The sequence below is a fragment of the Streptomyces sp. PSU-S4-23 genome (assembly GCF_055632315.1).
In genome coordinates this window covers 1054833-1077872 of sequence record NZ_JBVMUU010000002.1, presented here as the reverse complement: position 1 = coordinate 1077872, position 23040 = coordinate 1054833, and the positions used below count along the sequence as shown (strand labels likewise).

The 23040-nt window shown below is 67.7% G+C and carries 13 protein-coding genes and 3 rRNA genes; 9 read left to right on the top strand and 7 right to left on the bottom strand.

Annotated elements, in window-relative coordinates; translation table 11 throughout:
* Nucleotides 1–10 precede the first annotated feature (10 nt).
* The 4 genes from glpK to ACZ79I_RS05725 form a co-directional block, all read right to left on the bottom strand.
* Nucleotides 11–1531, bottom strand: a complete 1521-nt coding sequence (glpK, locus tag ACZ79I_RS05740; RefSeq protein WP_471494692.1) for a glycerol kinase GlpK — start codon at nucleotides 1529–1531, stop codon at nucleotides 11–13.
* 21 nt (nucleotides 1532–1552) lie between these two features.
* Nucleotides 1553–2311, bottom strand: a complete 759-nt coding sequence (locus tag ACZ79I_RS05735; protein ID WP_471494690.1) for an MIP/aquaporin family protein — start codon at nucleotides 2309–2311, stop codon at nucleotides 1553–1555.
* A gap of 394 nt (nucleotides 2312–2705) precedes the next feature.
* Nucleotides 2706–3896, bottom strand: coding sequence for a lipid-transfer protein (locus tag ACZ79I_RS05730; RefSeq protein ID WP_471494688.1), 1191 nt, complete (start codon nucleotides 3894–3896; stop codon nucleotides 2706–2708).
* Nucleotides 3893–4318: a Zn-ribbon domain-containing OB-fold protein gene (locus ACZ79I_RS05725; protein ID WP_471504778.1), complete on the bottom strand. Its 426-nt coding sequence runs from the start codon at nucleotides 4316–4318 to the stop codon at nucleotides 3893–3895. Before ACZ79I_RS05725 ends, ACZ79I_RS05730 begins: the two co-directional genes overlap by 4 nt.
* 188 nt (nucleotides 4319–4506) lie before the next feature.
* Between ACZ79I_RS05725 and ACZ79I_RS05720 the strand changes: the two genes are divergently transcribed.
* Nucleotides 4507–5316: a M15 family metallopeptidase gene (locus ACZ79I_RS05720; RefSeq protein ID WP_471494686.1), complete on the top strand. Its 810-nt coding sequence runs from the start codon at nucleotides 4507–4509 to the stop codon at nucleotides 5314–5316.
* Nucleotides 5317–5363: 47 nt separating this feature from the next.
* Nucleotides 5364–5900 carry an NUDIX domain-containing protein gene (locus ACZ79I_RS05715; RefSeq protein ID WP_471494684.1) on the top strand — a complete coding sequence of 179 codons (537 nt, stop codon included), beginning with the start codon at nucleotides 5364–5366 and terminating at the stop codon, nucleotides 5898–5900.
* 108 nt (nucleotides 5901–6008) lie between these two features.
* On the opposite strand, the gene ACZ79I_RS05710 is transcribed toward ACZ79I_RS05715, so the two are convergent.
* Complete coding sequence (locus tag ACZ79I_RS05710; protein ID WP_471494682.1) at nucleotides 6009–8375, bottom strand: glycoside hydrolase family 31 protein; 2367 nt, start codon at nucleotides 8373–8375, stop codon at nucleotides 6009–6011.
* Between the two features lie 212 nt (nucleotides 8376–8587).
* On the opposite strand from ACZ79I_RS05710, the gene ACZ79I_RS05705 reads away from it, so the two are divergent.
* Both ACZ79I_RS05705 and ACZ79I_RS05700 read left to right on the top strand, forming a co-directional pair.
* Nucleotides 8588–10555: an acetoacetate--CoA ligase gene (locus ACZ79I_RS05705; RefSeq protein WP_471494680.1), complete on the top strand. Its 1968-nt coding sequence runs from the start codon at nucleotides 8588–8590 to the stop codon at nucleotides 10553–10555.
* Nucleotides 10556–10624: 69 nt separating this feature from the next.
* Nucleotides 10625–11518: a hypothetical protein gene (locus ACZ79I_RS05700; RefSeq protein ID WP_471494678.1), complete on the top strand. Its 894-nt coding sequence runs from the start codon at nucleotides 10625–10627 to the stop codon at nucleotides 11516–11518.
* Nucleotides 11519–11608: 90 nt separating this feature from the next.
* Here ACZ79I_RS05700 and ptsP read toward each other — a convergent pair whose 3' ends face one another.
* Nucleotides 11609–13279 (bottom strand): phosphoenolpyruvate--protein phosphotransferase, encoded by a 1671-nt coding sequence (ptsP, locus tag ACZ79I_RS05695; RefSeq protein ID WP_471494676.1) that lies wholly within the window; start codon nucleotides 13277–13279, stop codon nucleotides 11609–11611.
* Between the two features lie 77 nt (nucleotides 13280–13356).
* Nucleotides 13357–13806: a PTS sugar transporter subunit IIA gene (locus tag ACZ79I_RS05690; RefSeq protein ID WP_471494674.1), complete on the bottom strand. Its 450-nt coding sequence runs from the start codon at nucleotides 13804–13806 to the stop codon at nucleotides 13357–13359.
* A 586-nt stretch (nucleotides 13807–14392) separates the two neighbouring features.
* On the opposite strand from ACZ79I_RS05690, the gene ACZ79I_RS05685 reads away from it, so the two are divergent.
* The 5 genes from ACZ79I_RS05685 (at nucleotide 14393) to ACZ79I_RS05665 (ending at nucleotide 22913) form a co-directional block, all read left to right on the top strand.
* Nucleotides 14393–15917 (top strand): 16S ribosomal RNA (locus ACZ79I_RS05685).
* 306 nt (nucleotides 15918–16223) lie between these two features.
* Nucleotides 16224–19340 (top strand): 23S ribosomal RNA (locus ACZ79I_RS05680).
* 80 nt (nucleotides 19341–19420) lie between these two features.
* Nucleotides 19421–19537, top strand: a 5S ribosomal RNA gene (gene rrf, locus ACZ79I_RS05675).
* The 16S, 23S and 5S rRNA genes sit together here, the layout of an rRNA operon.
* A 157-nt stretch (nucleotides 19538–19694) precedes the next feature.
* Complete coding sequence (locus tag ACZ79I_RS05670) at nucleotides 19695–20303, top strand: CDP-alcohol phosphatidyltransferase family protein (RefSeq protein WP_471494672.1); 609 nt, start codon at nucleotides 19695–19697, stop codon at nucleotides 20301–20303.
* Nucleotides 20304–20417: 114 nt separating this feature from the next.
* Nucleotides 20418–22913: a sugar phosphate nucleotidyltransferase gene (locus ACZ79I_RS05665; RefSeq protein ID WP_471494670.1), complete on the top strand. Its 2496-nt coding sequence runs from the start codon at nucleotides 20418–20420 to the stop codon at nucleotides 22911–22913.
* The last annotated feature ends 127 nt before the right edge of the window (nucleotides 22914–23040 follow it).

The window sequence follows — 23040 nt, the reverse complement described above, 5'->3', positions numbered from 1 at the left end:
GGGGCGGGGCTCACCCCTCACCGTCCTCGTGCCAGCCGAAGCTCTTCTCCACGGCCTTGCGCCAGTTGTGGTACTCACGGTCGCGCACCGGGGCCTCCATGGCGGGTGTCCACTCGACGTCCTTCTGCCAGTGCGAGGTCAGCTCGTCCAGACCGTTCCACACCCCTGTCGCCAGGCCGGCCGCGTACGCGGCGCCCAGGCAGGTCGTCTCGGAGACCTTCGGGCGGATCACGGGCACCCCGAGCACATCCGCCTGGTGCTGCATCAGCAGGTTGTTCTTCGTCATGCCGCCGTCGACCTTCAGGGTGGTGATCCGCACCCCCGAGTCCTGGTGCATGGCGTCCACGACCTCACGCGTCTGCCAGCTCGTCGCCTCCAGCACCGCCCGCGCGAGGTGTGCCTTCGTGACGTACCGGGTGAGTCCGGTGATCACGCCGCGCGCGTCGGAGCGCCAGTAGGGCGCGAACAGTCCCGAGAACGCGGGCACGATGTAAGCGCCGCCGTTGTCCTCGACGCTCGCCGCCAGCGTCTCGATCTCGTCCGCGCTGCGGATGATGCCGAGCTGGTCACGGAACCACTGCACCAGCGCACCGGTGATCGCGATCGACCCCTCCAGGCAGTAGACGGGCGCCTCGCCGCCGATCTTGTAGCCCATGGTCGTCAGCAGCCCGCTCTTGGACGGCACCGGCCGGTTCCCGGTGTTCAGCAGCAGGAAGCTGCCGGTGCCGTAGGTGTTCTTCGCCGTGCCCACGTCGTAGCACGCCTGCCCGAACACGGCCGCCTGCTGGTCGCCCAGCGCCGAGGCGACGGGGACGCCCGCGAGCTGGCCGACGGCGGTCCCGTACACCTCGGCGGAGGACCTGATCTCCGGCAGCACGGCCTCCGGGATGTTCATCGCGGACAGGATCGACGGGTCCCACTGGAGCGTCCGGAGGTTCATCAGCATGGTGCGGCCGGCGTTGGTGACGTCGGTGACGTGGCGTCCGCCGTCCGTGCCCCCGGTCAGGTTCCAGATCAGCCAGGAGTCGATGGTGCCGAAGGCGATCTCCCCGCGCTCGGCGCGCGCCCTGAGGCCGGGGACGTTGTCGAGGAGCCAGGCCGCCTTCGGCCCGGAGAAGTAGCTCGCGAGCGGCAGCCCGGTCTGCTCGCGGAAACGGTCCTGCCCGTCGGCGCCCCCCAGTTCGTGGCACAGCCCCGCGGTCCGTGTGTCCTGCCACACGATCGCGTTGTGCACGGGTTTGCCCGTGGCGCGGTCCCACAGGACCGTCGTCTCGCGCTGGTTGGTGATACCGAGCGCGCTGAGCCGGTCGGCGCGCAGTCCGGCCTTGGCGATCGCGCCCGCGACCACCGCCTGCACCTTCGACCAGATCTCGGTGGCGTCGTGTTCGACCCAGCCCGGCTTGGGGAAGATCTGGCGGTGCTCGCGCTGGTCGACGGCGACGATCGCACCGTCCTGGTCGAAGATGATGCAGCGGCTGGAGGTGGTGCCCTGGTCGATCGCGGCGACGTACTTGCGGTCGTGGTCCGTCATGACGTCCCCTTCGTCAAAGGGTCAGAAGGCTGCTTTGTACACAAGGGCCGACAGCGCCCCGCCGATCAGCGGTCCCGCCACCGGTATCCAGGCGTAACCCCAGTCCGAGCCCCCCTTGTTGGGAATCGGCAGCAGTGCGTGGGTGATACGGGGGCCGAGGTCGCGGGCGGGATTGATCGCGTAGCCGGTGGGCCCGCCGAGGGAGAGGCCGATCCCGACGACGAGCAGGGCGACGAGCAGGATGCCGATGCCCGAGCCGTAGGCCGTCGTGCCGGGGATCGGGCCGATGCCGGTGCCGAGGTTCTTGCCGAAGAACAGGATGGGCAGCACCAGACCCACGGTCGCGATGATCTCGGTGATCAGGTTGGCGACCGGATCACGGATCTCCGGGGCCGTGGAGAAGATTCCGAGCGTGGGCTGCGCCGTGTCCTCCTCGGCGTTGGCCTGGAACTGCGCGAAGTACAGCAGCCAGGTCAGGACGGCGCCGAGGACCGCGCCCGCCATCTGGCCCAGCAGGTAGTAGGGAACGTCCCCCCACTCGGTGATGCCGGCCATGGCGAGGCCGAGCGTCACCGCCGGATTGAGGTGTCCGCCGGACTTGGGAGCGGCCGTGTACGCCCCCGCCAGGACGCCGAAGCCCCAGCCGAAGGCGATGACGACCCAGCCCGCTCCCTTCGCCTTCGAGTGGTTGAGGGTGACGGCGGCGCAGACACCGGCGCCGAACAGGATGAGTATGGCCGTTCCGATCAACTCGCCGACGAAGATGCTTCCATGCGTCATGGCGGCTCCTAGGCTCTCGCCCGGGGCGGCTTCGCCCCGTGTCGGTCCTCCGTGCAGGGTGCGTTTCCCTTGGCGACTTCAGCCGAAGGCAGGGAGGATTCCGCGCCCCGCCCGGCGTCCGCGACGAGCGTGCCCGCAGTGGAATCGCCCGTGGGGGACGGCCCGTCGTACTGGCGTGGGCCTGGGGGCGCACCCTCTGAATACGCCCGAATGCGGCGATGCCGACTGACATCCGGAAGTTTTCCCCGGCACCCAGGGAGCGTCAAGGTCGGCGACGGCAACGGTTGGGACGCCGAAGCGGGGCCGCCGCTTCCGGGGCCGCCGCGTCCGGGGCGGCGAGCTGGGGCCGCCGGGACTCCGCTGTCGCAGCGGCCGGACGGCCGGTCCCCCCATGTCACCGAACCGCGACCACCGCCGATCCATGTCCGAACAGCCCCTGGTTCGCGGTGATCCCGACGCGCGCACCGGCCACCTGCCGGTCGCCCGCATCCCCCCGCAACTGCCAGGTCAGCTCGCACACCTGGGCGATCGCCTGAGCCGGGACGGCCTCCCCGAACGAGGCCAGTCCACCGCTGACGTTGACGGGTATGCGTCCACCGAGGGTCGTGGCACCGTCCCGCAGCAGCTTGGCCGCCTCGCCTTCCCCGCACAGCCCCAGGTCCTCGTACCACTGCAGTTCCAGGGCGGTGGACAGGTCGTACACCTCGGCGAGGGAGAGGTCATCGGGTCCGATCCCCGCTTCCTCGTACGCGGTCCGGGCGATCGATGCGCGGAACGACGCGCCCGCCGGCTCCACCGCGGCCGCCGAGTCCGTCGCGATGTCGGGCAGATCCAGCACGGTGTTGGGATAGTGCGGTGTCACCGTGGACACCGCCCGGATCCGCACCGGCTCGGCCGCCCCGTGCCGCCGCGCGAAGTCCATGCTCGACAGGACGAGCGCCGCCCCGCCGTCGGACGTCGCACAGATGTCGAGCAGCCGCAGGGGATCGGCCACGACCGCGGAGGCGGAGACCTCCTCGGCGGTGACCCGCGCCCGGTAGCGGGCGTTGGGGTTCAGCGCTCCCAGGGCGGCGTTCTTCACCTCGACCTGTGCGAAGTCGTCCAGCGTGTCCCCGTGGACGGCCATCCGCCGGCGCGCGTACAGCCCGAAGTACGCCGGATTGGTCGCCCCGAGGACCCGGAACCGCAGCCAGTCCGGATCGTCGGGCCGGTCTCCGCCGGCCGGGCGGAAGAACCCTTTGGGCGCCGAGTCCGCCCCGACCACGAGCACGACGTCCGCGAGCCCCGCCAGGATCTGTGCCCGCGCCGCAGCCACCGCCTGGGCCCCCGACGCGCACGCCGCGTACACGCTGGCGACCCTCGCCCCCTGCCAGCCGAGCGCCTTGGCGAACGTCGAGCCCGCGACATATCCGGGATAGCCGCCCCGCACCGTGTCCGCCCCCACGATCGAGCCGACGTCCCGCCAGTCGACCCCCGCGTCGGCGAGCGCCGCCCGCGCCGCCACCGTCCCGTACTCGACGAAGCCGTGTCCCCACTTGCCCCATGGGTGCATGCCCGCGCCGAGCACCGCCACGTCGTCCGTCACGCCGCCACTCCCGTCGGCCGCCAGTTCCATGTCGTCCAGGTCGTCTCCGCGTCCTCGTGCAGGACCCCGGGGACGGCCTCCACCTCCATGCCCACCGCCAGGTCGGCGACGGTCACGCCCGGGGCCGCCTGCCCGAGCACCACGATGCGCTCCGCCTCCAGCTCCACCGCGATCAACGCGTACGGCTGCCACGGAAGTTCCGGATTCGTCACATAGGGTGACGGTGGCTGGTAACGGGTGTCGGTGTACGACCAGATACGTCCCTGCTTGGACAGGGGGACCTCGGTGAGATCGTCATGCCCGCACGCGGGATTGCGGCACGCGAGGTCCTCACGCGGAAAGAACACCGACCCGCACGCCGAACACCGTGTGCCGACGAGGCGGAAGTCGTCCCCGTCGCCGGCGAACCATCCGGCCACCACGGGGATGCGGACACGCGACATGGTTCCTCCGGGTGTCATGTCTGACGGCTGTATCCGGCGTCTGTCTCGCCTTTCTGACGGTACGTCAGAAAGTCAGAAAGTCAGTCTGCCACGGGTCCCGGTGAATCGGCAGGTGTCGCCGGGAACCGCTTCCACCGCCGCACCGACGACTGGTAAATGCAAAGGACATGACACGACTCTCCGTCGCGATGCGAGGCATCGTCACCGCGCTCGCCGCGCTCCTGGCCGTCACATGCGCATCGGCCACCGTCCAGGCCGCGCCCGGACCCAAGGCTCCCGCGGACTTCGTCGCGCTCAGATCGGTGGACCCGACGATCCTCCAGGACATCCGCTACTTCACCCCGCACAACTTCGTCGGACGGCGCATCGACGGCTACCGCCAGCCGCTGTGCATCCTCACCCGCCCCGCGGCGCGGGCCCTGCACAAGGCACAGACGAAGCTGCTGCGCCAGGGCTACACGCTCAAGGTGTACGACTGCTACCGGCCGCAGCGCGCCGTGGACCACTTCGTGCGCTGGGCCGAGGACCTCGACGACCAGAGGATGAAGACCGAGTTCTATCCGCAGGTCGACAAGACCCGGCTGTTCGCGGACGGTTACATCGCGGAGAAGTCAGGGCACAGCCGCGGCTCCACCATGGACCTGACGATCGTGCGGCTCCCGGCCGGGCCGACCCGGCCATACGTCCCGGGCCGGCCGCTCGTGCCCTGCTACGCGCCCAGGGACGAGCGCTTCCCCGACAACTCCGTGGACATGGGCACGGGCTTCGACTGCTTCGACACCCTCGCCCACACCGACGACCCCCGGATCGTCGGGGAGCAGCGCGCCAACCGGGAGCTTCTGAAGAGCACCCTGCAGAAGCTGGGCTTCGTCAACCTCGCCGAGGAGTGGTGGCACTACACCTACAAGCCGGAGCCGTATCCCGACACCTACTTCGACTTCCCGGTGTCCCCGGCATCGCTCGCGCCGTCCCGTTGAGCCTCCCCGGGAAGACGCCGGCCAGGTGATCGGATACAGTCCGCCACGTGTCCGAATCTCCGTTCCCATCCGCCGACTCCGTGCCGGACTCCCACTGTTCGAGCTGCGGAGCGCCCTATGGAGAGGGCCTTTCCGGCTGGCCCCGCACCTGCGCCGCCTGCGGCACCGTGGCCTACCGGAACCCGCTGCCCGTAGCGGTGGCCCTCCAGCCGGTGTACGACACCAAGGGCACCGCCCTGGTCGTCATCACACGAACCATCCCTCCCGCGCGCGGGGGTGTCGCCCTTCCCGGAGGGTTCATCGAACACCGAGAGGACTGGCGGCAGGCCGTCGTGCGCGAGCTCAAGGAGGAGACCGGCATCGACGCGGCCGGCCGCGATGTGCGGCTCGTCGACGCGATGAGCTCGCCCGACGGCCACCTGCTGCTGTTCGGGCTCCTCCCCGAGCGCCCTGCCGCCGACCTCCCGCCACCCGCGGGCACGGACGAGACCGAGGGCTGGCACCTGCTGCGCCGGCCCGCCGAACTCGCCTTCCCGCTGCACACGCTGGCGGTACAGGGGTGGTTCGACGGCCGCTACGTGTGACCGGGGCGGGACGGCGCCTGTGCCCGTCCCGCCGGCCGGCCGGGTCCAGGGCGGCCACCCGCGCGGGGCCGCCCGGACGAAGCACCGGGCGACCCCGCACCGACCGCGTCATCCCTGACCGAGACCCCGTACGCGCACCGGCCAGACGGGCTCGCTCCGGCCCTCGCCCCCCTCCCGCCGGACCACCACACGCCGTCCCTTCCACCGCGACACATACCGCTCGATCTCCGGTTCGTCCCAGCCGTCGCCCATGGCCGGCACCACCAGCCCCTCGCCCGACCGCCCCCGTGCGGGCGCCCACGCCTCCAGCTCCAGACCCCCGCCCCGGCCGCGCACCGGCAGGACGGCGCCGGCCCGCGCCAGCACCGGGATCCGTGCCAGGGGCGCGTCGACCAGCACCCGCCCCGGCCCTTCGTACGCCTTCTCGGTCGCCGTGTCGTACCACCGCCCCCTCGGCAGCGGCACCGACCGCCGTTCCGCTCCGGGATCCAGCACCGGCGCCACCAGAAGGCCGTCTCCCAGCAGGAAGGCGTCCTCGCAGTCCCTCAGCAGCCGGTCATCGGGCTCTCCCCACCACAGGGGCCGCACATAGGGGGCACCCGTGCGCCGCGCCAGATGCGCCAGCGTCACGAAGTACGGCAGCAGACGGTGCCGCTCGGCGAGCGCCACACGCGCGTGCTCCAGGACGTCGCCGCCGAACTCCCAGGGCTCCCGGCGCCCGGCCCGCAGACTCGCGTGCGTGCGGAACAGCGGCAGGTACGAGGCGAGCTGGAACCAGCGCAGATACAGTTCCGGCGAAGGACTCCCGTCGAACCCGCCCACGTCCGGCCCCGAATACGGCACTCCGCACAGCCCGAGCCCCATCACCAGCGACAGCGAGGCGCGCAGACCGGGCCAGCCCGTGGCCACATCGCCCGACCACGTCCCCCCGTACCGCTGCATCCCCGCCCACCCGGAGCGGGAGAAGAGGAACGGCCTCTCGTCGGGGGCGAGTTCCCGCAGCCCCTCGTACGCCGCCCGGGCCATGCACAGCGCGTACACGTTGTGGGCCTCCCTGTGGTCGCCGCCGCGCCCCTCCAGCACGTGCCGGGACGAGCGGGGCAGGGTGTTCTCCCCGAACGCCGTGAACGACACCGGCTCGTTCATGTCGTGCCAGAAACCCGCGAAGCCCTGCCCCAGACGCTCCTCGTAGAGCCCGCCCCACCACCGTCGCACCCGTGCGTCCGTGAAGTCCGGATAGACCGCCTCACCGGGCCACACGACCCCTTCGACGACCCGCCCCGTCGCGTCCCGCACGAACGCGTCCACGGCACGCCCGCCGTCGTACACGGCGTCGCCCGGCTCGGCCTTGACCGCCGGGTCGACGATCGACACCAGCCGGATCCCGTCCCGTCGCAGCTCCTCGGCGAGCAGCGGCAGCTTGGGGAAGGCGTCCTGGTCGACGGTGAACACCCGGTGGCCGTCGTAGTGGTCGATGTCCAGATGCACGGCGTCCAGCCGAAGGCCGCGCTCCTGGTAGCCCCCGACGATCCGCCGCACCCCCTGCTCGCCGCCGAAACCCCACCGCGCGTGCTGGTACCCCAGCGCCCACGCCGGCGGCAGCGCGGCCGCCCCGGTCAGCGACGCCCAGACCAGCAGCACGCGCGCGGGAGTGCCGACCATCACCCAGCAGCGCAGCGGGCCGCCGTCCATCCGTATCTCGCAGGTGCCCGCCCGGTCGTGCCCGGAGCCCGCGCCCTCCTGACCCTCCCGCAAGGTCACCGTGCCGTCCCAGGAGGTGTCGTGGAACACCAGGTGCGTGGCCGCGTCCGCGACCACCAGGTGCACCGGCATGGTGATGTACAGCGGATCATCGCCGGGCCCGAAGGGACGTCCGGGGTCCGTGTTCCACAGCCGGTACGTCCCGTCACGCAACCGCGGCCCCGACGCCCGCCCACCGAGCCCGAAGAACCGCGCGTCCGGTGTCACCTCGGACCGCTGCATCCAGCGCGCACCGCCCCCCTCCACCGGCTCCCACCAGCGGGGCGGCAGATCACGGCGCAGGGTCACCCCACCGGGCGTCCGCACCTCGATCGCGCCGTGCCGCGACACCACGACCGTCACGCGTTCCGCCACGACCCGCCAGCCGCCGTCCTTGTCCGGCTCCAGCACGGCCCGGGGATCCGGCTCGGGACCGGAGCCGGCGAGCGCGTACGACGGTTCGGGCCCGGCCCCGTCCCAGCCCCAGAACACGCCCCCGTTCACGGCGACCATGATCCGCAGTTCCGACCGGGCGAACCGCACGACACCACCGCCCGGCCCGGGCTCCACGTCCTGCACGAGCCCGGGCACCCGCGCCCGCTCCGCGCCCCGCCGCGGCAACCCGGTCGCGTCGGTGCGCCTCCTGCGCCACGCGGCCCGCACCATGCGCACGCCCTGCGCCGCACCGCCCGAACCGACCGCCTTCACCGAACGCACCAGGTCACGACCGTCCATGCTGCTCACCCTGCCATTGACGTCCCCGTACAGGGGCGCCGTTCAACTGTCGTTCACCCATGGCGCGAGCACATCTTCACGATGCCGACTATGTGGGGCACACCCTGGTGCAGAAGTCGATCACATGGCATCGTCCCTGTCAGCCGCGTGACGCGCACACCCCGCTCGTGCGCGACCCACGCACACGACGCGTACAGCCCGGGAGCCGCCCCATGACCTCAGCGAACGCCACTCCGCTCTGGCAGCCCGATGCCGACCGCATCGCCCGGGCGCAGATCACCAGGTTCCAGACCTGGGCGGCCGAACACCACGGAGCTCCCTCCGAGGGCGGCTACGCGGCGTTGCACCGCTGGTCGGTGGACGAACTGGACACCTTCTGGAAGGCCGTCACCGAGTGGTTCGACGTACGGTTCTCCACGCCCCCCACACGCGTCCTCGGCAGCCGCGCCATGCCGGGCGCCGAATGGTTCCCCGGGGCGACCCTCAACTACGCCGAACACGCCCTGCGCGCGGCGGCCACCCGCGCCGGCGAACCGGCCCTGCTGGCCGTCGACGAGACCCACGAGCCCCGCCCGGTCACCTGGTCCGAGCTGCGCCGCCAGGTCGGCTCCCTGGCCGCCGAGCTGCGCGCCCTCGGCGTGCGCCCAGGGGACCGCGTCAGCGGCTACCTCCCGAACATCCCGCAGGCCGTCGTCGCCCTGCTCGCCACGGCCGCCGTCGGCGGCGTGTGGACCTCCTGCGCACCCGACTTCGGCGCCCGCAGCGTCCTGGACCGCTTCCAGCAGGTCGAGCCCGTCGTCCTGTTCACGGTCGACGGCTACCGCTACGGAGGCAAGGAGCACGACCGCCGTGAGACCGTCGCCGAACTCCGCCGCGAGCTGCCCACCCTGCGCGCCGTCGTCCACATCCCGCTCCTCGGCACCGACGCCCCCGAGGGCGCTCTGGAATGGCAGGCCCTCACCTCCGCGGACGTCGAGCCCGTCTTCGAACAGGTTCCGTTCGACCATCCGCTGTGGGTGCTGTACTCCTCGGGCACGACCGGCCTGCCCAAGGCCATCGTCCAGTCCCAGGGCGGCATCCTGATCGAGCACCTCAAGCAGCTCGGTCTGCACTGCGACCTAGGCCCCGGGGACCGCTTCTTCTGGTACACGTCCACCGGCTGGATGATGTGGAACTTCCTCGTCTCCGGCCTTCTGACGGGAACCACGATCGTCCTCTACGACGGCAGCCCCGGCCACCCCGACACCGGCGCCCAGTGGCGCGTGGCCGAGCGCACGGGGGCCACCCTGTTCGGCACGTCCGCCGCGTACGTCATGGCCTGCCGCAAGGCCGGCGTGCACCCGGCACGGGACTACGACCTCGCACGCGTGCAGTGCGTGGCGACGACCGGCTCGCCGCTGCCGCCCGACGGCTTCGGCTGGCTGCACGACGAGGTCCGCGACGACCTGTGGATCGCCTCCGTCAGCGGCGGCACGGACGTGTGCTCCTGCTTCGCGGGAGCGGTGCCGACCCTCCCCGTGTACATCGGCGAACTCCAGGCACCCGGTCTCGGCACCGACCTGCAGTCCTGGGACCCGGCCGGGAAGCCCCTCATCGACGAGGTGGGCGAGCTGGTCGTCACCAACCCGATGCCCTCGATGCCGATCCGCTTCTGGAACGACCCCGACGGCAGCCGGTACCACGACAGCTACTTCGACATGTATCCGGACGTCTGGCGCCACGGCGACTGGATCACCCTCACCACCCGCGGCTCCGTGGTCATCCACGGCCGCTCCGACTCCACCCTGAACCGGCAGGGCGTCCGTATGGGCTCGGCCGACATCTACGAGGCCGTCGAGCGCCTGCCCGAGATCAAGGAGTCCCTCGTCATCGGCATCGAGCAGTCCGACGGCGGCTACTGGATGCCCCTCTTCGTCCACCTCGTACCGGGGGCCGTCCTGGACGACGCCCTCCTCACCCGCATCAAGCAGACCATCCGGGACCAGCTCTCACCGCGCCACGTCCCCGACGAGATCATCGAGGTCCCGGGCATCCCGCACACCCTCACCGGCAAGCGCATCGAGGTCCCCGTCAAGCGCCTCCTCCAGGGCACCCCGCTGGAGAAGGCCGTCAACCCCGGCTCCATCGACAACCTCGACCTGCTCCACTTCTACGAGGACCTGGCCCGCAAGCGCGGCTGACCCCGGCGGCATTGTCAGCGCCACCGATTACGGTGAGTGAGAATTGATCGACCGTCCGTAGGGGGAATCATGCCGCACACCGAGCACCAGACCATGCGACGCGTCCTGCGCCGCGAAATCGCGGGAACCATCGGCCTGCTGACCGACGAGCACGACTTCACCGCGATGCGGCGCTACCGCACCTTCACCTTCCACGACCACACCACGTACCTCCGGCAGGTGGAGGACCTGCTCAGGTCCCTGGCCGCAGAGGGCGGCCACACCACGGTGGCCCTCTTCGACCCGGAGCAGTACGCACGGTTCTGCGCCGACAACGGCCTGGAACCCGACGCGCCGTCCAGCCGCGCCCGCTTCACGGCGGGACTGGCCGCCACGGGACCCACCGTCCCGTACGAGGGACAGCCCCTGGCCGAACTCGTCCCGGACCTGCTCGGCGAAGCCGTCCGTCAGTCCACCCGGCAGTACGCGACGGCAGTCCTCGCCCACCTCGGAGACTGCGCCTCCTGCGGCGAGGACATCGGACGCGGCGCCTTCGCACACGCCTGCCGTCTCCTCACCCGCGTCCTCGACACGGCGAGCCCCGGCCACCTCCACCTCGTGTGCAGCGTCTCGGCGGCACCGCAGACGCTCGTCGCGGTGCTCAACGCCGACGCGGACCCCGGCGGCGCGACCCGTCTGGACGAGACAGACGCCCTCGAATTCACCACCGTCCTCGCCCTGGGCATCGCCACCGACTGCGCCGGTGGCCTCGTCATCCGCACCACGGCACCCGACACGACGGACCGCGTCTACGGATGGCGCCTACGGGGAGGGCGACTGGAACCGCTCACCGCGGCCGAGGTCTTCGACGCCTACTGCACCGACATCGAGTCCGGTGACCTCGTGGCCCCGGAATCCGGCGTCGACTACTGCGCACCGCCCGGCCTCGAGGACGACCCGCAACCGACCGACCACACCCATTGAGGCACGCCTCCCGAACCCGAGGCGCCCGGACGGCCGAGGGGCGCCCCACCCACGGGTGGAACGCCCCTCGCCGCACGGCCATGCCTGCGGCTACTCCCCGGACAGCACCGCCTGAGCCGCCGTGCGCGCGTCGTCGGCGGTGTCGGCGGCACGCGCGGCCGCCGCCGCACGCTCGCACTGCGCCAGCGTGTACTTGGCCAGCGCGGACCGGACGTAGGGAATCGACGCCGCGCCCATCGACAAGGAGGTGACACCCAGACCGGTCAGCACACACGCCAGCAGCGGGTCCGAAGCCGCCTCGCCGCAGACCCCGCAGCTCTTGCCCTCGGCCTTGGCCGCCTCGGCGGACAGCGCGACCAGGTCGAGCAGCGCCGGCTGCCACGGATCCTGCAGGCGCGACACGGCACCCACCTGACGGTCGGCGGCGAACGTGTACTGCGCGAGGTCATTGGTCCCCAGCGACAGGAACTCGACCTCCTGCAGGATCGAGCGCGCCCGCAGCGCGGCCGAGGGAATCTCCACCATGGCGCCGAACTTCGCCCGCAGCCCGGCGTCCCGGCAGGCATCGGCGAACGCCTTCGCATCGGTGCGGTCGGCGACCATCGGCGCCATCACCTCGAGGTAGACCGGCAGCCCCTCCGCGGCCTTCGCCAGCGCGGTCAGCTGCGTGCGCAACACCTCGGGGTGGTCCAGAAGCGTCCGCAGGCCGCGCACGCCCAGCGCGGGGTTGGGCTCGTCCGCGGGGGTGAGGAAGTCCAGCGGCTTGTCCGCGCCCGCGTCCAGCACCCGCACGACCACGCGGCCCTCCGGGAAGGCCTCCAGAACCTCCCGGTACGCCTTGATCTGCTTCTCCTCGGACGGCGCCCTCGCGCTGTCGTCCAGGAACAGGAACTCCGTACGGAACAGACCGACACCCTCGGCACCGGCCTCGACAGCGGCCGGAACATCGCCGGGACCCCCCACGTTCGCCAGCAGCGGCACCCGGTGGCCGTCGGCGGTGGCCCCCGGCCCGGTCGAGGCGGCGAGAGCGGCCCGGCGCTCGGCCGCCGCGGCCTGGAGCCGCTCCTTCTTCTCGGCGCTCGGGTTCACGAATATCTCGCCCGTGCTTCCGTCGACGGCGATCACCGTTCCCTCGGCCAGCTCGCCGGCGCCCGGCAGCGCCACGACGGCCGGAACACCGAGGGCCCGCGCCAGGATCGCGCTGTGGCTGGTCGGCCCGCCCTCCTCGGTGACGAACCCGAGGACCAGCGACGGGTCCAGCAGCGCCGTGTCCGCGGGCGCGAGGTCCCGCGCCACGAGCACGTACGGCTCCTCGCTGTCCGGAACACCCGGCATCGGCACCCCGAGCAGGCGGGCGACGATACGGTTCCGGACGTCGTCGAGGTCGGCCACCCGACCGGCGAGGTACTCCCCGGCGGCCGCGAGCAGCTCACGGTACGCGGCGAACGCGTCGTACACCGCCCGCTCGGCGGTGCTGCCGACGGCGATGCGGCGTTCCACGTCCACCATCAGCTCGGGATCCTGGGCCATCAGGGCCTGGGCCTCCAGGACGGCCTGGGCCTCGCCACCGGCCAGATTGCCGCGTGCCATGAGATCGGCCGCCACGGCATCCACGGCCTTGCGGGCGCGCCCCTGTTCGCGCTCCGCTTCCTCCGCGGGGATCTGCTTCGCCGGGGGCTCGAGTACCGCCGTCCCCATGTGCCGGACTTCGCCGATCGCCACCCCGTGGCTCACACCGACGCCTCGCAGCGTTGTCTCCATCTCACCCGTCTCCGATTCGTGCGGCGGGTCCCGCCACCGCGATGGTTGTCCGATTGCCGTGCAGTACGGCGATGACGTCAGCTCCAGGCGAAGAGCTGGTCGCCCGCCTTCACATCGCCGTCGTCGCGGAGACCGGAGAGGGAGTCGGCCGTGGCCTCCAGCGCCACCACCGGACACACCGGAGACTTGCCCGCCAGTTCGACCGCGGCGGGGTTCCAGCGCACGACGGCCTGACCACGGGTGACGGTGTCCCCCTTGGTGACGAGCAGCTCGAACCCCTCGCCGTTGAGCTGCACGGTGTCGATGCCGAGGTGGGTCAGCACGCCATGACCGTCGGCGTCCACCACGACGAAGGCGTGCGGATGCAGCGAGACGATGACCCCGTCCACGGGGGAGACGGCCTCGGAGGGCTCACGCACCGGGTCGACCGCCACACCGGGCCCGACCATCGCCCCCGAGAAGACCGGGTCGGGCACCGCGGACAGCCCGATCGCGCGTCCTGCGAGGGGTGACGTCACAGTGGTCATGGGAAGCCTCCCAGGGGTACGGAGTTCAGATGTGGCCGTCACTGCTCGTCCCGGACGGCGCACTGGGCAGCAGGGTATGTCATATGAAGTGCGGGTTCCGCATGAGTCGTAGAGGTTGACGAACTGGCGACGCGACACAGCTGATTTGCACTGCTCGATGACCGCGTGTACAGTTGTACCCCTGCTTGAGGCCGAGCGATGCGACCAAGCGTCGTTGCCTGGCAGCACCAAACTTGTCGGATCCTATCTCGGGGTCCCTGTCTGCATGTCCGCAGGCAGGTGGTTCGGAGACAGAGAAAAACACTGATAGAGTTTGGAACACCGAAGGGAAGCGCCCGGAGGAAAGCCGTGAGAGTGGTTCTCGTGGTGAGTACGAAGGAAGCGTCCGTTCCTTGAGAACTCAACAGCGTGCCAAAAGTCAACGCCAGATATGTTGATGCCCCGTCTGTCGGAGCGTTTCTGTTCCGATGGTCGAGGTTCCTTTGAAACAACACAGCGAGGACGCTGTGAACCACTGGGTTATTCCTCTGGTGGTTCCGCTCTCGTGGTGTCGACCGGTGGTATTCATTTACCGGCCGGGTAAGCATTCACGGAGAGTTTGATCCTGGCTCAGGACGAACGCTGGCGGCGTGCTTAACACATGCAAGTCGAACGATGAAGCCCTTCGGGGTGGATTAGTGGCGAACGGGTGAGTAACACGTGGGCAATCTGCCCTGCACTCTGGGACAAGCCCTGGAAACGGGGTCTAATACCGGATACGACCCGGGGAGGCATCTCCTTGGGTGGAAAGCTCCGGCGGTGCAGGATGAGCCCGCGGCCTATCAGCTTGTTGGTGAGGTAACGGCTCACCAAGGCGACGACGGGTAGCCGGCCTGAGAGGGCGACCGGCCACACTGGGACTGAGACACGGCCCAGACTCCTACGGGAGGCAGCAGTGGGGAATATTGCACAATGGGCGCAAGCCTGATGCAGCGACGCCGCGTGAGGGATGACGGCCTTCGGGTTGTAAACCTCTTTCAGCAGGGAAGAAGCGCAAGTGACGGTACCTGCAGAAGAAGCGCCGGCTAACTACGTGCCAGCAGCCGCGGTAATACGTAGGGCGCAAGCGTTGTCCGGAATTATTGGGCGTAAAGAGCTCGTAGGCGGCTTGTCGCGTCGGTTGTGAAAGCCCGGGGCTTAACCCCGGGTCTGCAGTCGATACGGGCAGGCTAGAGTTCGGTAGGGGAGATCGGAATTCCTGGTGTAGCGGTGAAATGCGCAGATATCAGGAGGAACACCGGTGGCGAAGGCGGATCTCTGGGCCGATACTGACGCTGAGGAGCGAAAGCGTGGGGAGCGAACAGGATTAGATACCCTGGTAGTCCACGCCGTAAACGGTGGGCACTAGGTGTGGGCCACATTCCACGTGGTCCGTGCCGCAGCTAACGCATTAAGTGCCCCGCCTGGGGAGTACGGCCGCAAGGCTAAAACTCAAAGGAATTGACGGGGGCCCGCACAAGCGGCGGAGCATGTGGCTTAATTCGACGCAACGCGAAGAACCTTACCAAGGCTTGACATACACCGGAAACATCCAGAGATGGGTGCCCCCTTGTGGTCGGTGTACAGGTGGTGCATGGCTGTCGTCAGCTCGTGTCGTGAGATGTTGGGTTAAGTCCCGCAACGAGCGCAACCCTTGTCCCGTGTTGCCAGCAGGCCCTTGTGGTGCTGGGGACTCACGGGAGACCGCCGGGGTCAACTCGGAGGAAGGTGGGGACGACGTCAAGTCATCATGCCCCTTATGTCTTGGGCTGCACACGTGCTACAATGGCCGGTACAATGAGCTGCGATACCGCAAGGTGGAGCGAATCTCAAAAAGCCGGTCTCAGTTCGGATTGGGGTCTGCAACTCGACCCCATGAAGTCGGAGTCGCTAGTAATCGCAGATCAGCAGTGCTGCGGTGAATACGTTCCCGGGCCTTGTACACACCGCCCGTCACGTCACGAAAGTCGGTAACACCCGAAGCCGGTGGCCCAACCCCTTGTGGGAGGGAGCTGTCGAAGGTGGGACTGGCGATTGGGACGAAGTCGTAACAAGGTAGCCGTACCGGAAGGTGCGGCTGGATCACCTCCTTTCTAAGGAGCACTTCTAGACTGCTTCGGCGGTCCAGAGGCCAGTACATCGGCGAGTGTCCGGTGCTGGTTGCTCATGGGTGGAACGTTGACTACTCGGCACACTCGGTCTGCTCTTCTTCCTAGTACTGCTTCGGCGTGGAACGGAAGGTGGAGGGGTGAGGGTGTCGGGCACGCTGTTGGGTGTCTGAGGGTGCGGGTGTGAGCCTGTTCCTTCGGTGCCGGCCCCAGTGAACTCGAGCCTGTTGGTTCGGGGTGGTGGGTGGTTGGTCGTTGTTTGAGAACTGCACAGTGGACGCGAGCATCTGTGGCCAAGTTTTTAAGGGCGCACGGTGGATGCCTTGGCACCAGGAACCGATGAAGGACGTGGGAGGCCGCGATAGTCCCCGGGGAGTCGTCAACCAGGCTTTGATCCGGGGGTTTCCGAATGGGGAAACCCGGCAGTCGTCATGGGCTGTCACCCACTGCTGAACACATAGGCAGTGTGGAGGGAACGAGGGGAAGTGAAACATCTCAGTACCCTCAGGAAGAGAAAACAACCGTGATTCCGGGAGTAGTGGCGAGCGAAACCGGATGAGGCCAAACCGTATGTGTGTGAGACCCGGCAGGGGTTGCGCATGCGGGGTTGTGGGTTCTTTCTTCTGCGGTCTGCCGGCCGTGGGACGAGTCAGAAACCGTTGATGTAGGCGAAGGACATGCGAAAGGTCCGGCGTAGAGGGTAAGACCCCCGTAGTCGAAACGTCAGCGGCTCGTTTGGAAGATACCCAAGTAGCACGGGGCCCGAGAAATCCCGTGTGAATCTGGCGGGACCACCCGCTAAGCCTAAATATTCCCTGGTGACCGATAGCGGATAGTACCGTGAGGGAATGGTGAAAAGTACCCCGGGAGGGGAGTGAAATAGTACCTGAAACCGTGTGCCTACAAGCCGTGGGAGCGTCGGGGTTTTCGGACCCTCGTGACTGCGTGCCTTTTGAAGAATGAGCCTGCGAGTTTGCGGTGTGTTGCGAGGTTAACCCGGGTGGGGTAGCCGTAGCGAAAGCGAGTCCGAAGAGGGCGTTTTTAGTAGCACGCTCAAGACCCGAAGCGGAGTGATCTAGCCATGGGCAGGTTGAAGCGGAGGTAAGACTTCGTGGAGGACCGAACCCACCAGGGTTGAAAACCTGGGGGATGACCTGTGGTTAGGGGTGAAAGGCCAATCAAACTCCGTGATAGCTGGTTCTCCCCGAAATGCATTTAGGTGCAGCGTCGTGTGTTTCTTGCCGGAGGTAGAGCACTGGATAGGCGATGGGCCCTACCGGGTTACTGACCTTAGCCAAACTCCGAATGCCGGTAAGTGAGAGCGCGGCAGTGAGACTGTGGGGGATAAGCTCCATGGTCGAGAGGGAAACAGCCCAGAGCATCGACTAAGGCCCCTAAGCGTACGCTAAGTGGGAAAGGATGTGGAGTCGCACAGACAACCAGGAGGTTGGCTTAGAAGCAGCCACCCTTGAAAGAGTGCGTAATAGCTCACTGGTCTAGTGATTCCGCGCCGACAATGTAGCGGGGCTCAAGCGTACCGCCGAAGTCGTGTCATTGCAGCATGAGGGTTAACGCCTGTTGTGATGGGTAGGGGAGCGTCGTCTGCCGGGTGAAGCGGCACTGGAAGGTAGTCGTGGACGGTTGACGAGTGAGAATGCAGGCATGAGTAGCGATTCACACGTGGGAAACGTGTGCGCCGATTGACTAAGGGTTCCTGGGTCAAGCTGATCTGCCCAGGGTAAGTCGGGACCTAAGGCGAGGCCGACAGGCGTAGTCGATGGATAACCGGTTGATATTCCGGTACCCGCTGTGGAGCGTCAAACATCGAGCATCGTGATGCTAAGGCCGTGAAGCCGCCGGGTGCGTCTTCGGACAATCTCGGAGTGGTGGAGCCGCCGGACCAAGCGGTTAGTAGGTGAGTGATGGGGTGACGCAGGAAGGTAGTCCATCCCGGGCGGTGGTTGTCCCGGGGTAAGGGTGTAGGCCGCAAGGTAGGTAAATCCGCCTTGTGTGTGGCTGAGACCTGATGCCGAGCCGATTGTGGTGAAGTGGATGATCCTATGCTGTCGAGAAAAGCCTCTAGCGAGTTTCATGGCGGCCCGTACCCTAAACCGACTCAGGTGGTCAGGTAGAGAATACCGAGGCGTTCGGGTGAACTATGGTTAAGGAATTCGGCAAAATGCCCCCGTAACTTCGGGAGAAGGGGGGCCATGCCTGGTGATCGGATTTACTCCGTGAGCTGGGGGTGGCCGCAGAGACCAGCGAGAAGCGACTGTTTACTAAAAACACAGGTCCGTGCGAAGCCGTAAGGCGATGTATACGGACTGACGCCTGCCCGGTGCTGGAACGTTAAGGGGACCGGTTAGCTCACTTTCGGGTGGGCGAAGCTGAGAACTTAAGCGCCAGTAAACGGCGGTGGTAACTATAACCATCCTAAGGTAGCGAAATTCCTTGTCGGGTAAGTTCCGACCTGCACGAATGGCGTAACGACTTCTCGACTGTCTCAACCATAGGCCCGGTGAAATTGCACTACGAGTAAAGATGCTCGTTTCGCGCAGCAGGACGGAAAGACCCCGGGACCTTTACTACAGTTTGATATTGGTGTTCGGTTCGGCTTGTGTAGGATAGCTGGGAGACTGTGAAGCTCCAACGCCAGTTGGGGTGGAGTCGTCGTTGAAATACCAGTCTGGTCGTGCTGGATGTCTAACCCGGGTCCGTGATCCGGATCGGGGACAGTGTCTGATGGGTAGTTTAACTGGGGCGGTTGCCTCCTAAAGGGTAACGGAGGCGCCCAAAGGTTCCCTCAGCCTGGTTGGCAATCAGGTGTTGAGTGTAAGTGCACAAGGGAGCTTGACTGTGAGACCGACGGGTCGAGCAGGGACGAAAGTCGGGACTAGTGATCCGGCGGTGGCTTGTGGAAGCGCCGTCGCTCAACGGATAAAAGGTACCCCGGGGATAACAGGCTGATCTTCCCCAAGAGTCCATATCGACGGGATGGTTTGGCACCTCGATGTCGGCTCGTCGCATCCTGGGGCTGGAGTCGGTCCCAAGGGTTGGGCTGTTCGCCCATTAAAGCGGTACGCGAGCTGGGTTTAGAACGTCGTGAGACAGTTCGGTCCCTATCCGCTGTGCGCGTAGGAGTCTTGAGAAGGGCTGTCCCTAGTACGAGAGGACCGGGACGGACGAACCTCTGGTGTGCCAGTTGTTCTGCCAAGGGCATGGCTGGTTGGCTACGTTCGGGAGGGATAACCGCTGAAAGCATCTAAGCGGGAAGCCTGCTTCGAGATGAGGACTCCCACCCACTTGATGGGGTAAGGCTCCCAGTAGACGACTGGGTTGATAGGCCGGATCTGGAAGCCTGGTAACAGGTGGAGGTGACCGGTACTAATAGGCCGAGGGCTTGTCCTCAGTTGCTCGCGTCCACTGTGTTGGTTCTGAAACCACGAACAATCCCGCTGTCACGCGGTGGGTTGTGTGTTTCGTAGTGTTTCGGTGGTCATAGCGTGAGGGAAACGCCCGGTTACATTCCGAACCCGGAAGCTAAGCCTTACAGCGCCGATGGTACTGCAGGGGGGACCCTGTGGGAGAGTAGGACGCCGCCGAACTTCCTTTATGGCTCCGGCTCTTGGGCATTCGCCCGAGGGCCGGAGCTTTTGTTTTGCCGCTCGGCCTCGGTGGCACCGCCCCCTCCGCACCGCGGTGGGAACCCTGCGGGTAAGGTCAGGGGGCATCGTCGGCTCGTTTCCCGCAGGAGGCTCCCGGGTGGAGGTCCAGGAGACCCGTGTCCAGACGGACCGGGTCCTCACCATCCCCAACATCCTCAGCATGGCGCGGCTCGTCGGCGTGCCCCTCTTCCTGTGGCTGATCCTCAGGCCCGAGTTCGGCGGGCCCAAGAGCGACGGCTGGGCCCTGCTGGTGCTCGTGCTGAGCGGCATCAGCGACTACCTGGACGGCAAGCTCGCCCGGCGCTGGAACCAGATCAGCAGCCTCGGCCGGCTCCTCGACCCCGCGGCCGACCGGCTCTACATCGCGTCGACACTGGTCGGCCTCACATGGCGCGGGATTCTCCCCCTCTGGTTGACCGCTGTACTTGTGGCGCGGGAGCTGGTCCTGCTGGTGATGGTGGGTGTCCTCAGGCGCCATGGCTATCCGCCGCCGCAGGTGAACTTCCTGGGCAAGGCCGCGACGTTCAACCTGATGTACGCCTTCCCGCTGCTGCTCCTCAGCGACGGAAGTGGATGGATCGCGTCACTCGCTGCTATTTTCGGATGGGCGTTCGCCGGATGGGGTACAACGCTGTACTGGTGGGCAGGAGTCCTCTACGTGGTTCAGGTCCGCCGACTTGTCAGGGCGGACGCCATGGCCGATTGAGCCCGCCGATTGGGCGGCCGTAGTGGCTCGATGGCCCGCGCAGGAAAACTGCGGGACAATCTAGACGGGTGAAGTCGGCTAGACCGTCGTCTCTTCGAGGAGGACGCTTCCGACATGAAGGCCGTCGTAATGGCGGGAGGCGAAGGCACGCGCCTTCGCCCCATGACCTCAAGCATGCCCAAGCCGCTCCTGCCTGTGGCGAACCGCCCGATCATGGAGCACGTGCTGCGGCTGCTGAAACGGCATGGGCTCAACGAGACCGTCGTCACCGTCCAGTTCCTGGCCTCGCTGGTCAAGAACTACTTCGGTGACGGTGAAGAGCTCGGGATGGAGCTCACCTATGCCAACGAGGAGAAGCCACTCGGTACCGCCGGGAGCGTCAAGAACGCCGAGGAAGCACTGAAGGACGACGCGTTCCTCGTCATCTCCGGTGACGCCCTGACCGACTTCGACCTCACCGATCTGGTCAATTTCCACAAGGAAAAGGGCGCCCTGGTCACCGTCTGTCTGACGCGTGTGCCGAACCCGCTGGAATTCGGCATCACCATCGTCGACGACGAGGGCAAGGTCGAGCGCTTCCTGGAGAAGCCGACCTGGGGTCAGGTCTTCTCCGACACCGTGAACACGGGCATCTACGTCATGGAGCCCGAGGTTTTCAATTACGTCGAGCCCGATGTGCCCGTCGACTGGTCCGGCGACGTCTTCCCACAGCTGATGAAGGAGGGCAAGCCGATTTACGGCTATGTCGCCGAGGGCTACTGGGAGGACGTCGGCACGCACGAGAGCTATGTGAAGGCGCAGGCCGACGTTCTGGAGGGCAAGGTCGACGTCGACATCGACGGCTTCGAGATCTCTCCGGGCGTATGGGTCGCGGAGGGCGCGGAGGTGCACCCCGACGCGGTGCTGCGCGGGCCGCTCTACATCGGCGACTACGCCAAGGTGGAGGCCGGTGCGGAGATCCGGGAGCACACCGTCGTCGGCTCGAACGTCGTGGTGAAGAGCGGGGCCTTTCTGCACAAGGCCGTCGTCCACGACAACGTGTACGTCGGCCAGCACAGCAATCTGCGCGGGTGTGTGGTCGGCAAGAACACCGACATCATGCGCGCGGCCAGGATCGAGGACGGCGCCGTCATAGGCGACGAGTGCCTCATCGGCGAGGAATCGATCGTTCAGGGGAACGTACGGGTCTACCCGTTCAAGACCATCGAGGCCGGCGCCTTCGTCAACACCTCGGTGATCTGGGAGTCCCGGGGGCAGGCGCACCTCTTCGGCGCACGTGGTGTGTCCGGGATCCTGAACGTGGAGATCACGCCCGAACTGGCTGTCCGGCTGGCCGGCGCGTATGCCACCACCCTCAAGAAGGGGTCCACGGTCACCACCGCCCGCGACCACTCCCGAGGGGCACGCGCCCTCAAACGTGCGGTCATCTCGGCCCTCCAGGCGAGTGCCATCGACGTACGCGACCTGGAGAACGTCCCGCTGCCGGTGGCCCGGCAGCAGACGGCGCGGGGCAGTGCCGGCGGAATCATGATCCGGACGTCGCCCGGCGTGCCGGACTCCGTCGACATCATGTTCTTCGACGGGCAGGGCGCCGATCTGTCGCAGGCCGGCCAGCGCAAGCTGGACCGGGTGTTCGCGCGGCAGGAGTACCGGCGGGCGTTCCCCGGTGAGATCGGGGACCTGTACTTCCCGTCCAGCGTCTTCGACTCGTACACCGGGTCGCTGCTGCGGAGCGTCGACACCACCGGGATAGCCGAGTCGGGCCTCAAGGTCGTGGTGGACGCCTCGAACGGCAGTGCGGGGCTGGTTTTGCCGAGCCTGCTGGGCAAGCTTGGCGTGGACTCGCTGACGATCAATCCCGGTCTCGACGAGTCCCGGCCGACGGAGTCCGCCGACACCCGGCGGTCCGGACTGGTGCGGCTCGGGGAGATCGTGGCGTCGTCGAGGGCGGCGTTCGGGGTGCGGTTCGACCCCGTCGGCGAGCGGCTGTCCCTCGTCGACGAGAAGGGGCGGATCGTCGAGGACGACCGGGCACTGCTGGTGATGCTGGACCTGGTCGCCGCCGAGCGGCGCAGCGGCCGGGTGGCGCTGCCGGTGACCACCACGAGGATCGCCGAGCAGGTGGCCGCGTACCACGGGACGCAGGTCGAATGGACGACCACGTCACCCGACGACCTCACGCGGGTGGGCCGGGAGGAGTCGACCATCTTCGGCGGTGACGGGCGCGGCGGGTTCATCGTGCCCGAGTTCAGCAGCGTCTTCGACGGCACGGCCGCCTTCGTACGGCTCATCGGGCTGGTGGCGCGGACGCAGCTCACCCTCAGCCAGATCGATGCGCGGATCCCGCGTGCGCACGTCCTCAAGCGCGATCTCGCGACCCCCTGGGCCGTCAAGGGCCTGGTGATGCGCCGGGTCGTGGAGGAGGCGGGGGAGCGCTCCGTCGACACGACCGACGGCGTGCGGGTGGTGGAGGCCGACGGGCGGTGGGTGCTGGTGCTGCCCGACCCCGCCGAGGCCGTCACCCATCTGTGGGCCGAAGGACCCGACGACGCGTCCGCGCAGGCCCTGCTCGACGAGTGGTCGGCGGTCGTGGACAGCGCCGGGCGATAAATCGCACACCACGCGCGCGTGCCGGACAAGTGCCCCCAAGGGGGCCTGTCCGGCACGTCGGTGGGGCCATTCGGAGGTAGCGCACGCGACGTGCGACGATGTGCGGCATGCCGCAGCCGCCCCCCGT